This window comes from Streptomyces sp. AM25 (assembly GCF_058146165.1).
Genome location: NZ_JBKIWN010000067.1, coordinates 1 through 12,140, shown reverse-complemented (window position 1 = coordinate 12,140; position 12,140 = coordinate 1). Strand labels below are relative to the sequence as shown.

Sequence of the window (12,140 nt, the reverse complement as noted above, 5' to 3'; positions counted from 1 at the left end):
CGCCCGCTGCATAACTAAGTGGCATTGGTCGGAGTACACATCACGTGAATATCGCACCCTTATACGGGAGTTGCAGCTGAGGCAGAGTATGGGAAGAACAGGCTCGTGTTACGATAACGCCGCCGCCGAAAGCTTTTTCGGTCTGCTGAAAGCAGAGATCGGGACCACCGTCTGGGAATCCCACGCGGCCGCCCGCACCGACATCTTCCGCTTCATCGAGGTCGAATACAACCGCACCCGTCTGCGCAAGCACCCCGAGTACGGATACGTCACCCCACTCGAAACCAGAGCCCTGGTGACCCACAACCTCACCCCCGCAGCGTAACCACCCACTGTCCAGAAACGCGGGGGAACTTCACTACGCGGATGATCACCTCCTCGGTTTCACCGGACCGAAAGCCGAGGCCGAGCAGATCAAACAACGCCTGGCCCAGTTCCTGCGTGACGAACTCAAGCTCGAACTGTCCCAGGACAAGACGCTGATCACTCACGCCCGCACCCGGGCAGCGAGGTTCCTCGGCTACGAGATCACGACCCAGCACAACGACACGAAGAAAACTGGCCGATACCGTCGGGTCAACGGCCAGATAGCACTCCGTGTCCCACAGGACGTGATCAAGGCCAAGTGCGCCCCTTATCTCGCCCGCGGAAAACCCGCGAAACAGACGGCCCTGACCGACAGCAGCGATCATGCGATCGTCGCGACCTTCGGGGCCGTCTACCGGGGCGTCATCCAGTACTACCTGCTCGCCGGAGACGTCTTCCGGCTGCACCGGCTGCAATGGGTCATGGAGACTTCTATGCTCAAGACTCTTGCGGCCAAGCACCGCTCGTCAGTGTCGAAGATGGCCGCCAAGCACAAGGCCAGAATCGACACCCCCAACGGGCCCCGAGTCTGCTTCGAGGCCCGAATCGAGCGGGAGAACAGGAAACCACTGGTGGCCCGGTTCGGTGGGATTCCCCTCCAACGGCAGCGGGCGGCGGAACTCGCCGACCGTGAGCCTGTCCGGGTGGACTATCCGCAGAAGGAACTCATCGCGAGACTCCTGGCGGATACCTGCGAGATCTGCGGAAGCAAGGGCAACGTGCAAGTGCACCACGTCCGCGCTCTCGCAGACCTCGCACATGCCGGATGGCAGCCATCCGACTGGGCGCGCGTCATGCTTCACCGGCGCCGCAAAACCGTCGTGGCCTGCGACGTCTGCCACGACCGCATCCACTCGGAACGACCAGCCAGGCCACTCACGCAGTAGTCACTGGAGAGCCGGATGACCGGGAAACCGTCATGTCCGGTTCGGCGGGAGGCCGCGCGGAACAGGACTCGCCTCACGGCGAGCACCTCGCCGCGCGGCCGACCCAACGTCCTGGCTCGCCGGCTGCCGCCGCCTCCACCGACGCTACGAACGCAAAGCCGCCCACTTCCTCGCCTTCACCAGCATCGCCTGCACTCTCATCTGCTACCGCAGACTCGCCAAATGAGATGACCCCTTACAGGGCCGGTCAGGGTGCTGCGGTCGCCGAGGTAGACGAGGTTCTGCCGGTCGAAGACCCACTCCGTGCGCTCGCCGCGCCGTGTGTCCTCACGGGCGATGGCGATGCCGCGCCGGCCCTTGGCGCCCGTCGCGTCGGCGATCTCGACGACGCCCGGGAAGACGCCCGGGCCAGCGGTCCGTTCAGCGCCTTGCCCGGATCACGGCGATTGCGGTGAGTGCTGCGCCCCCGAGCAGCACGATGAGCTCGAAGGTCTTGAAGGGCAGGGGCAGGCGGGAGGTCAGTTGGTAGTAACCGGTCCTCGCCAGGGGCAGCCCGCCGGAGACGGTCAGGAGTACGCCGAGTGTCCCGAGCAGAGAGGTCAGTGACGACCGGGACGGGACGCGGCGAGTGGAGGTGGAGTCGTGGGTGTCGTTCATGCCGCCGACGCTAAGGAAGCCGTCCGGCTAGGCGCTTCGGAAGAAGGTCGACTGTATCGGCGACCGAAGCCGGGGGCTGGGAAGCGGGTCAGCTGACCAAAGTAGGGAGTTCACCGACCAAAGCCAGGTGGGGCATTTGTCTGTATTGCCTCGCGTAGATTGGTGATGTGTCCCGTATCCCGTGCGAGAAGCGGACTGATCTCGCTGTTGTCGTTCTGGCGGCCGGGCTGGCTGTGGCCCTGGCCGCTGTCCTGGCCGGACGGCCGGGTGCGCCACTGCTTCTCTTCCCGCCCTGTCCGTGGGCCAGCTGGCCGCTCAGCTGGATCGACCGCGCCTTGATGAGAGCGCTGCCTCCCGGCGCCCCGTCGGCTGTTTTCGCCTTCCTGGCCTCCGGCGCGCTGTGGTGGCGGCGGCGGTGGCCAGCTGCGGTGACGCTGCTGCTGCTCGTGCTGGGGCTGGTTACCCCTGCTGTCACGGCACCGGCGCTGGCCGCGCTCTTCACTGTCGCGGCGCTGCGGCCCGTGCGGGTCACGGCATGGGTGTCCGTCCTCGCCGCCCTGCCCGTGCCGCTGTACGTCCTGACCGCTCACGGGGCCTACGTCAGATTCGCCGTGCTGGCCTGTGTACTGATCGCCTGGGCACTTGTCGCGGGCGCGGTTGGCTGGGGCCTGTTCGTCCGCTCACGCCGGGTGGCCATCGCCTCGCTGACCGAACGCGCGCGGCATGCGGAGGAAGAAGCCGCCTGGAACGCCCGGGAGGCACGGCAGCGGGCCCGTGAAGAGGTTGCCCGGGAGATGCACGATGTCCTCGCCCACCGCCTGTCGCTGCTCAGCGTGCAGGCAGGCGGACTGGAGTTCAACCCGGGATCCGCCCCCGAGAAGATCGAGCAGGCAGCGGGAGCCATCCGCAGCAATGCCCACGCCGCGCTCCAAGACCTGCGCATGGTCATCGGAGTCCTGCGCACCCCAGCCGCCGGCGAGCCCGGCCTGCCGTTCGCCCACAGCAAGGAGGCCGGCCCCGCGGGCCCCAGGGCGCAGCAGGCAGCCGGCGCCGGTGTGGTGGAACGTCCGCAGCCGGTCCTTGCCGACCTGCCACGCCTGGCAGAGGAGTCACGGGCGGCGGGCATGGACCTCACCCTGCACCAGGCAGTCACCGGCCTGCGTGAGGTCCCGGGCCTCGCGGGCCGCACCGCCTACCGCATCGTCCAGGAAGGGCTCACCAATGCCCGCAAGCACGCACCCGGTGCCGCCGTGCACGTGGAGGTGACGGCTGACCCGGACACCGGTATCGACATCATCGTCCGCAACACCGCCCCCACGGCCCGCCAGACCGGCCAGCCCGTGCCCGGCAGCGGCCACGGGCTGGCCGGTCTGGCAGAACGAGCCGCCCTCGCCGGAGGCGAGATCCGCCACAGCCCCGCCGGCGACGGCTACCTTCTCCAAGGGTGGCTGCCATGGTCCACGTGATCCGTGTCCTGATCGCCGACGACGACCCGCTGGTGCGTACAGGCCTGCGGATGATGCTCGACGGCGCCGACGACATCGATGTGGCCGGCGAGGCAGCCGACGGTGCGCAGGCACTCGAGATGGCCCGGACGGATGCTCCGGACGTCGTCCTCCTTGATATCCGCATGCCCGTCATGGACGGGCTGGCCGCGACCTTGGCCCTGCGCTCCCTGCCCTCACCCCCGGCCATCGTGATCCTGACGACCTTCAACCCCGACGACTACGTCATCCGGGCCCTGCACGCAGGCGCCGCCGGTTTCCTCCTCAAGGACACGCCGCCCAAACAGATCGTCAGCGCCGTACAGCGCGTAGCCGACGGTGAACCAGTACTGTCCCCTGCAGTCACCCAGCAGCTGATCTCCAAAGTGGCCGCTCCCGCCGCACCAGGTACCGCTGACGCCCGCACAGCCGCCCGGGAGCGGCTCAGCGCCCTGGCAGCACGCGAATACGACGTAGCCCTCGCCATCGGACAGGGCCGCACAAACGCCGAAATCGCAGCCCAGCTCTACATGAGCGTGCCCACCGTCAAAGCCCACGTCTCCAGCATCCTCACCAAACTCCACGTCACCAACCGCGTCCAGGTAGCTCTCCTCGTCAACAACGCCAGACCAGACAGTGCCTAACGTGATTCTGTCGGGGATCTTGGAGTTTCCCCCTGCGGCAGCATGATCGACGGGCATGCCCGGGTTGTTCCGTCCGGGTCTGTCCAATCAACGGCTGATCTTGGTTGTTGAGGTTCAGTGAACTGTTTTCATTCTGAATATGTGTAGGTCATCAGGGTGTGGACGGCTTGGACTGCTGTGTCGATGCGGCGGGTGGAACACCGTGCCCGTCGGAGCAGCCGCCAGGATTTGAGTAGGGCGAAGGCGCGTTTGCCGGGTGCCCGGAGCCGGGCGTGGTCGCGGTTGAACTGCTGGTAGTGCTCGGGTTGTTCGCGGTGGTGGTGGTACGGGGTGCGGACGGTTGGGCCGGCGCCGTGGTAGGCCCGGTCCGCGAGCACGAGGATCTGTCGGGTGAGGCAGGCCTGGACGATGCCGTGGGCCCGGGCCGCGGTCGGATCGTGCGTGTGGCCCGGCGTCGCGCGGGAGAACCACAGCGGTGTGCCGTCCGGGCGGGCGATGACCTGCACGTTCATCCCGTGCTGCTTGTGCTTCCAGCTGCAGTGCGGCTGGTCTGCGGCGATGCGGTCGATGGGGATGAGCGTGCCGTCGACGATGACGAAGTCCCCTTCGCCCGGCCCGACGAGGGACTCGTGCAGGCCGGGTGCCCAGGAGGCCAGCACCTCGAGGGTCTCGCCGACATACCGCCACGCGGTCGTGGTCGAGACACCGAAACCGGCCGCGAGAGCGGGCAGCGTCTCGTTCTTGCGCAGGTGCACCAGCGCCAGCAGCAGCGCCAGCAGAGCCTGCCTGGAGCAGCCCAACTTGCGCCAACGCGTGCGAAGTTCACACCTTCGGGCATGGACGAGCCACGAGACGTGCTCGACCGGCTCGTGAGGGACGTCGACCGTGGCACGATACGGGACCAAGCGAGGCTCCTCGGACGAGGCGTGGGTGCGTAGAGAACACCAGCGCAACGACCAGGAGCCTCGTCTTGTCACCCCACCTCGCTGACCTGCACTTTCACTCCGCAGAGACAGGGTGAAAACGGTTCAGTGAACCCTTTTCATCCTGTTCCGCGTGGGTGAAACAGGCAGGTCAGGTGGGGTGACATGGCAGAGCCCCTCGTCGTTGGCGTGGTGATCTCACTCATCACGCGGCCGACCGAGGGGCTCTGTTGGTTCCGTATGCTGCCACGGTCGACGTCCCGCACGAGCTAGGGCGCGTTTCGGAAGTCGATCATGGTCTGCGATCCTTTTCGGATGGGTCGTGGTGATTTGACTGATGCTCGGTGGGTGAAGCTGGAGCTGTTGCTGCCGGTCGGGAAGAAGCCGGGGAGGCCGCCGATATGGACGAAACGCCAGCTCATCGACGGGATACGGTTCCGTACCCGCACTGGTGTGCCGTGGCGGGACGTGCCCGGGCGGTACGGACCGTGGGGCCGGGTGTACGACCTGTTCCGCCGCTGGCAGCGCGACGGTACGTGGAAGCGGATCCTGGCGGACCTCCAGGCCGACGCGGATGCGAAGGGCCTGATCACCTGGGACGTCTCGGTGGACTCCACGGTCGCCCGGGCCCACCAGCATGCCGCCGGGGCCCGGAAAAAGGGGCCCTGCAGAAAGAGCCTCCGGGCGGTGTCGAGTCCGAACCCGAGCACCACGGGCTCGGCCGGTCGCGCGGCGGCCTGACCACCAAGACCCACCTCGCCTGCGAGCAGGGCCAGAAGCCACTGGCACTGCTCGTCACGCCGGGCCAGTGGGGCGACTGCGCGCAGTTCCAGGCCGTCCTCGGGCGCATCCGCGTCGCCCGGCCGGACGGCGGTCGCCCCCGCACCCGCCCCGACCGCGTGCTCGGCGACAAGGCCTACGGCTCCCGCGCGAACCGCGCCTACCTGCGCAGACGCGGTATCCGCTGCACGATCCCGGAGAAGACCGACCAGATCCGCAACCGCCGGAAACGCGGCTCCGCCGGAGGCCGCCCGCCGGCCTTCGACAGCGAGACCTACAAGCAGAGGCACTCCGTCGAGTGCGGCATCAACCGCCTCAAAAGGCACCGCGCGGTCGCCACGAGATACGACAAACTCGCCGTTCGCTACGAGGCCACACTGACCATCGCAGCCATCAACGAGTGGCTGTGACCAGCACATTCGATACACGCCCTAGACCCCTGCCCCTCTGCCGACGCCATGGCGCACCCTCCCCGCGCCGTGGGTCCTATCTCCCCGGCAGAAGGGCAGGCATCAGACGCCCGCCCGGTCGTCAGATGTGAGGTCCAGCGGCCGGGCGGGTGCACAGACCACCTACGCAGAAAGGGGGAGCCATCAGCGAACGGGGGACAGGCACGGACCGTAAGAGCACCATCATCAACATGGATGCGAGGTTCGCAAGATGGCCACTCAGTGCAGCACGTGCAACGGCAGCGGCACCGTTCAGGTTCAGCGCCATCACAACATGGAAGACAACCCCGGCGGCCCCGAGTACGAAGACCAGCAATGCGGCACATGCGGCGGCTCCGGCTCGGTCGACAGCGACACCCGGTCATGACTGACGCCCCCTGCCCCGGCCCGCACCACTTCTGTAAGGGATGCAGGGGCGCAGGCACGTACCGGACTGCCACTCTGTTCGTGAACCAGTCCGGCGACGCCGGAGAGCTGATGGCGTCCCACGCGTGCATGGCCTGCCGTGGGCGTGGATTCTTCTGCAAGCAGACGCCCCCGTGCAGAGGCCAGCATCAGGCGGGTACGGCAGTCATTGACCCGGATGCGCTTCCGCCCGTGTAGCACCGCACACTGCCCCGTCCGTACGCTTCCCGCGAGGCGCCGGGCGGGGCTTCCCTCCGTCTGTGCGACGCCTCCCGCCCCGCAGGCCAGCGTCGGTCTCGGCCTGGTGGAACCACAGCCGCACGGCAGTCTCCGTCAGGTCGAAGTCCTTGGCGATCTGCCCGACCGAGCGGTCACCGCGCTGGCACAGCTCGACGATCTCGGCCTTGAACCGGCGTGAACGAGCGGCGAGGACGCGGCTTCTTCTTCCCCATGCTCTCCATAGTGGACATCCTTCCGGGGTGATGCCCCTGATCTCGGATGTCCGTCAAACCGAATCAAGCCCACCCTCAATCGCTCGAGCCAGGGAGATTCCATCCGTGACGCGTCTCGGCGAGGCGGCAGTCTCGCGCGCCCGGGACGTAGGGCGGCCCGGGCGTGCGGGACCAACGGACTGTGTCCCGGCCCCTGACGGTCAAGGTTTCGTCAAGCGTATCCACGGGTGCACAAATAACCTTAATGTCCGACTTAATCAGGCTTATGCTCGTGGAGGTTTGAAGAAGGCACCTCGTTCGGTGGGCGTCTGTGCGGACACAGGCCACTGACCCCACGACGTCGAGAGACGCCCAGGGTCAGGACAGGCCTCCCCGGCCCAAGGGGTGACCCCAAGTGGCTTCCCCAGCCCAGGGGATCACGTCGTGCAGTGCCAAAGCTCTGACGAGTTGGGGTGAACCGGCCGACAGGCCGGTGCGCTCCTTGCCGTGTCGTCCAGCGCCCGCACGCTCCGGCCGGAAGAAGGTGAGAGACATGGGCTGCACCTGCAGTAGTCCGAGCCACAGTGGCCCCCGTACACACATGACCTCGCCCGCCCCCGGCGCGCATTAACACGCTCGCCACACCTGCAACTGCCTGCCCCGCACTCCATCGGGGAGTTACGGGAGGCCGGCGCAGGGGCGATGGATGGCGTTGAGGGGTCGACTGCCAAGCCGGTGGACAGGGGCAGGCCCCGAAGCGAGCGTGTTGCGTCGTGGTCAGCCGACTTGCCTCCCGTAGTTCCGGGGCTGGCAGGCCGTGCGCCCCCAAGGTCGTTGGCTGTGGCAACACCCCGCCTGTTTCGAATACCGCAAACCCTCCAAATGATCCGGAAGGACAGCCGTGAAGCGTTTTGCCCGGTCCAAATACCCGATCAGTATAACTTTGTCTACGCTCCTCGCAGCCCCGGTGCTGTGGGTGGCCGCCCCCGCAGGCCAAGCAGCCGCCGCACAGCAGATACATTCTCCGGCCACGTTCGAGGAGTTCCTGAAGGAGGCCCGGGAAAACCTGGAGAAGATCGGGCAGGGCAAGGAGACCACGGACGATTACGAGGCGGCGCGGCGGGACGGCAAGCCCTATCTGAGTCCGGCGTTCAAGGATGTCAAGGATCTCGACAAGATCGTAAAGAGTTTTAAGGCCGATACCAGCGCCAAGGAGGTGGACCTGAAGGACAAGAATAAGGGACTTTACTACGCCGAGCGTATGAGGAAGTTCAACGACGTCGCGACAGCCTACGTCGACCAGGGGCTGCTGGGTGCTCTGAGGACTGCCGTGGTCAATAAGGTGGCCGAGGCAGGGCACTTCGAAGACCTGGTCAAGGCATGCCTGGCACACGACCCGAAGAAGATCGGCGAGGCCATCGCCAACCTCACCGCAGACGGCATCAACCGCCTGGCCAAACTCAAGTCTATGCCCCTGCACGCTGGCATCCTCGCCAGCGTGGTCGCCCTCGTCATCAGCATCATCAGCCGCGCCGCCTTCGGCAGCGGAAAGATCTCCATCGACGACCACATCCGCTCCGAACGCGACAAAGCATGGAAGAACTTCGGCCCCGAGGCTATGAAGAGGGCCGTCAACGACCCCAAGACCCAGGGCATTTGGGCTGCCGTCCAGATGCACTTCGCCGCCAGCGCCGCACAGGGTGAGGCCCTGATCGACGCACAGCTCGACAGCGCCCGGCGCCGCCTGAGCAAGCAGGAAGTAGCAAAGGTCGAACACGAGGCCCTCATGGCGAAGAAGAAATTGCGCGACGGCCTGAGGAAAACCCTCAGCCGCGACAGCAACGACCTCCTCGACGTCGTCGGCAGCGCAGTGGCCGAGGGCCTGCACAAGCCGGACAACTTCACCCACTTCTCCGTCGAATTCATGGACCAGAACAAAGAGGCAATCCTCAGTGCCCTGCGCGAAGCCTCCTGCAAAAACGCCAACGACGGCAGTAGCCTCGGCCGCATGACCTACGACAACTGCATAAGCCGGACATCCCTCAGTCAATTCTCCAAGGATTTCGATAAACTGAAGTCCTCCATGACCCACGACGCGTCGCCCCACTCCTTCACCGCCACAGAACTCAAGGACAGCCTGAAAAAGAGCCGAGACGACACCCCACCGTTCCCCCTCTTCGCAGTCCCCGAGGTGCCGGGATTTACCAAGGTCCTCGAGTGTAAGGATTGTTAGGGCTGGGATCCGCTGTTTGCCGGACGTGGGAGCGGCCTCCGCCTGATCATGTGCTCCGTCACAGAGGCGTTTGATCAGCGCGAAGGCCGTAACGATGAGTCTGCTGTAGCGGGGCGTCCCGCGGGATGCATTTGGGGAACTGTCCCGCTTTCGGACGGAGTTCTATGCCTGTCTGGCTGAAGGCCTTTCAGCCTGTCCTGCGGGGGTGGAATAGGCAGGTCAGAGGGGACGGCTGGAAGGTCATTCAGAAGTCTGTGATGTTGCTGGATGGTGATCGCTGAACACGGGATCGGTCCCTCCGGTGTAGCGTGTGAAGTGCCGACTCCCACGCGCTCGTTCGGGGGGCCGATGCCGTTCCACCGTGCTGCCGGTTTGAGCCCGCATCAGCTGGACGTGTTGATCGGCAGGGCAATGCCGCGTAGTTAAGAAACGGCGAAGATTTTGATGCTTGGTGGGTCAGGGTGGTGGACTGTGGTTTCGGTGCGCTTCTTCTTCCTGTAGGCGTGGACGTGGATGCGTTTGACGGCTCGTGGGCTGGTGCGGTGGCGTCGGCGTGGGTTGGGTCTCTCCAGGATTTCCGTGAAGGCTGCTTCAAGAGCTTTCGTGAGACGGTGAGGGGGGAAAGCCCGCCTGGTCAGTGATCTGACGGCGGATGATGCGCAGTGAGCGGATGAAAGACAGCCTGTCGGGGTCGATGTCGGCCTGGTCGGCTGCTTCGCACATCAGGTGCCGGACTGCGTAGTGGGTCAGCAGGAGCGCCCAGATCTCCTGCTCGATCATATCCGGGGACTTCGAGCGCAGTACGGCACCGCGGCCGCGCTGGTGGGTTTTGATCTCGTCGAGGCCGGATTCGAATTCCCAGCGTTCGGCATACGCCGCCGCGAGCTCGGCTGCACTGGCGTCGTCCGGGTCTATGATGGTGGTGATCAGGCAGAAGATTTCTCCTTTGCCTTCATGGTTGGTCACTTCGTACTCGACGACCCGGACCGGAATGCCGGAGGGCTCCTCGATGTGTGTTGCCCCTCGGTGACGCTGGACCGCGCGCCGACGGCGTACTCCCGGGTCCAGCAGAAACGACTCGTACGACCCGTCTTTGAGCGGCCGGACTACCGGCAGATGAGGTCCGTCGGGCATCCGCCACAGAAGATCCGCCCCCGTGGCCGCAGCTGCCTCCCACAGTCGGTAGGCATAAAACCCCCGGTCGGCGGTGATCAGCATGCCCGGCTCGAAATCCGCCACGAGATCCCGGGCGAGTTTCCCTTCATCCGTCCGCCAGGGCCCCATACGCGCAGCGACAACGGCATGCGTGCCGCATTCCCCCAGCCCGACAATCTTCACCTGCGGAAACGGGGCAGGATTCTTCTCCCCGCCGGAACGCCCGAACTCCGCATCATTCGCAGGTGTATCGGGGAGGTCCAGCACAAAACCGTCGATGGCCATCAGCCGCCGATTTCCCAGCCACGCCCCTTGCGTACCGCGCTGGGCACACGGCAGCGCTACCCGCTCGAACAGCGCTTTCAGCGGTTCAGGTCCCAGACGCCGGCGCGCCTGGGACACCGCGCTGGACGTGGGAACCGTCCATTCCTTCCGCCATGTCCCCATGAACCGCAGGCCGTTGACGAGGAGACGGGTTACTTCCTCGTACGACTCGCTGAAGAACAGGCACATGGCCATCACGTAATAGACGACGACACGTGCAGGCAGCAGACGGGACCTCTTCTCCGTCCGCCCCGTCTCCGCGAGGACCTCATCCACCAGGTCCCGGTCCACCAGACGCGTCAGAAGCCCGATACTCACCCGGTCCGTCAGACGCCCACCAGAGACTGCTTCTTCATCCCGAATCCCACCCATGAACGAGGAACATAACCAGGTTCGCGGCGACAGCGAAAGAGCAGGACCGGTGCAGGTTGACTGTCCACAACAAGCCCCGGCGTGTCGCTGTGAAAATGTGGAAACAGATTGCCAAGTGGCTTAACTACGCGGCATTGCCCCACAAGGCGGGATTCTTTCGCCCCTGCTGAGCAATGTGGCCCTCTCGGTCCTGGACGAGCACTTCGTCAAGGCACCTGGCGGGGCGCAGTCCACGACGAAGCAACGGTGGACACGACGCCAGAAGGGGCTGCCCAACTACCGGTTGATCCGGTACGCGGACGACTTCGTCATTCTGGTGTCGGGCACCCGAGCCCACACCGAGGCACTGCTTCCAGAAGTGGCGGAAGTCCTCTCCACCGTCGGCCTGCGGCTCTCGGAGGAGAAGACACTGATCACGCACATCGACGAGGGCCTCGACTTCCTCGGCTGGCGCATCCAACGCCACCAGAAGCGAGGAACCGACCGGCAGTACGTCTACAACTACCCGGCCAAGAAGGCACTTCGGTCCATCAAGGCCAAGACGAAGGCGCTCTGCCGGATGAACGTCAGCCTGCCGCTGGCAGTCCTGCTGCGCAAGCTCAACCAGGTGCTGCGGGGCTGGACCGCCTACTTCCGCCCCGGGGTGTCCGCCCGGGCCTTCCAATACCTGCGCATGATCGTCTGGCGTCAGGTCTTCGGATGGCTCCGCCGCAAGCACCTCGGCACCGGGTGGAAGGAACTCCGCCATCGCTATTGTGACGGCGGATGGTGGCCGCACGACGGAGACGTCGTTCTGTTCAACCCGGGCTCGGTAGTCACCACGCGATACCGGCCCCGGGGGACGACCATTCCGTCGCCCTGGCCCAGCACGATCTGAGGAAAGCACCTGCTCAACGGGGCTTGTGGAGAGCCGGATGCGGGGCCAACTCGCACGTCCGGTTCGGGAGGGCGGCGTGGAGAAACGGGCTGGGAGGAATCCCAGTACCGCGCTCCGCGCCGACCCCACCACGATGTCGAGGTCCAGGACGCC

9 protein-coding genes, 2 pseudogenes and 1 riboswitch are annotated in these 12,140 nt (G+C 65.7%); of the genes and pseudogenes, 8 read left to right on the top strand and 3 right to left on the bottom strand.

The annotated features are described in order from the left end of the window. The 3 genes and pseudogenes from ACLHRZ_RS35710 to ACLHRZ_RS35700 all read left to right on the top strand — a co-directional run. On the top strand, window positions 1-325 hold a 325-nt coding region (locus tag ACLHRZ_RS35710; RefSeq protein WP_490422775.1), incomplete at its 5' end, for an integrase core domain-containing protein. Window positions 326-356: 31 nt separating this feature from the next. Next, a pseudogene (locus ACLHRZ_RS35705) lies at window positions 357-1,253 on the top strand (group II intron reverse transcriptase/maturase); the annotation flags it as partial. A 109-nt stretch (window positions 1,254-1,362) separates the two neighbouring features. Further along, window positions 1,363-1,479 (top strand): annotated as a pseudogene (locus ACLHRZ_RS35700) (IS5/IS1182 family transposase); the annotation flags it as partial. Between the two features lie 194 nt (window positions 1,480-1,673). Here the strand turns inward: ACLHRZ_RS35700 and ACLHRZ_RS35695 are convergent. Further along, window positions 1,674-1,910, bottom strand: a complete 237-nt coding sequence (locus tag ACLHRZ_RS35695; protein WP_490422774.1) for a hypothetical protein — start codon at window positions 1,908-1,910, stop codon at window positions 1,674-1,676. A gap of 167 nt (window positions 1,911-2,077) precedes the next feature. Here ACLHRZ_RS35695 and ACLHRZ_RS35690 point away from each other — a divergent pair, with 167 nt between their 5' ends. Together ACLHRZ_RS35690 and ACLHRZ_RS35685 are read left to right on the top strand one after the other, a co-directional pair. After that, the gene (locus ACLHRZ_RS35690; protein WP_490422773.1) at window positions 2,078-3,376 is read left to right on the top strand and encodes a sensor histidine kinase; all 1,299 of its coding nucleotides are present in this window, start codon (window positions 2,078-2,080) and stop codon (window positions 3,374-3,376) included. Beyond that, complete coding sequence (locus ACLHRZ_RS35685; RefSeq protein ID WP_490422772.1) at window positions 3,364-4,038, top strand: response regulator; 675 nt, start codon at window positions 3,364-3,366, stop codon at window positions 4,036-4,038. Before ACLHRZ_RS35690 ends, ACLHRZ_RS35685 begins: the two co-directional genes overlap by 13 nt. Before the next feature lie 128 nt (window positions 4,039-4,166). Here ACLHRZ_RS35685 and ACLHRZ_RS35680 read toward each other — a convergent pair whose 3' ends face one another. Further along, the gene (locus tag ACLHRZ_RS35680; protein ID WP_490422771.1) at window positions 4,167-4,943 is read right to left on the bottom strand and encodes a transposase family protein; all 777 of its coding nucleotides are present in this window, start codon (window positions 4,941-4,943) and stop codon (window positions 4,167-4,169) included. Between the two features lie 333 nt (window positions 4,944-5,276). Between ACLHRZ_RS35680 and ACLHRZ_RS35675 the strand changes: the two genes are divergently transcribed. Both ACLHRZ_RS35675 and ACLHRZ_RS35670 read left to right on the top strand, forming a co-directional pair. After that, a protein-coding gene (locus ACLHRZ_RS35675) for an IS5 family transposase (RefSeq protein ID WP_490422770.1) occupies window positions 5,277-6,151 on the top strand; the annotation gives its coding sequence in 2 pieces (ribosomal slippage) (window positions 5,277-5,652 and window positions 5,652-6,151; 876 coding nt in all). 1,181 nt (window positions 6,152-7,332) lie between these two features. Beyond that, window positions 7,333-7,506: riboswitch (M-box (ykoK) riboswitch) on the top strand. 421 nt (window positions 7,507-7,927) lie between these two features. Then, complete coding sequence (locus ACLHRZ_RS35670) at window positions 7,928-9,259, top strand: hypothetical protein (protein WP_490422769.1); 1,332 nt, start codon at window positions 7,928-7,930, stop codon at window positions 9,257-9,259. 591 nt (window positions 9,260-9,850) lie between these two features. On the opposite strand, the gene ACLHRZ_RS35665 is transcribed toward ACLHRZ_RS35670, so the two are convergent. After that, window positions 9,851-11,110 (bottom strand): IS4 family transposase, encoded by a 1,260-nt coding sequence (locus tag ACLHRZ_RS35665; protein WP_490422768.1) that lies wholly within the window; start codon window positions 11,108-11,110, stop codon window positions 9,851-9,853. A 133-nt stretch (window positions 11,111-11,243) separates the two neighbouring features. Here ACLHRZ_RS35665 and ACLHRZ_RS35660 point away from each other — a divergent pair, with 133 nt between their 5' ends. Then, on the top strand, window positions 11,244-11,987 hold the full coding sequence (locus tag ACLHRZ_RS35660) for a group II intron maturase-specific domain-containing protein (RefSeq protein ID WP_490422776.1): 744 nt from the start codon (window positions 11,244-11,246) through the stop codon (window positions 11,985-11,987). Window positions 11,988-12,140: the final 153 nt, after the last annotated feature.

Coding starts and splice junctions, on each gene's coding strand:
- ACLHRZ_RS35695 (WP_490422774.1), bottom strand. CDS start 1,910: ATGAACGACACCCACGACTCCACCTCCACTCGCCGCGTCCCGTCCCGG.
- ACLHRZ_RS35685 (WP_490422772.1), top strand. CDS start 3,364: ATGGTCCACGTGATCCGTGTCCTGATCGCCGACGACGACCCGCTGGTG.
- ACLHRZ_RS35665 (WP_490422768.1), bottom strand. CDS start 11,110: ATGGGTGGGATTCGGGATGAAGAAGCAGTCTCTGGTGGGCGTCTGACG.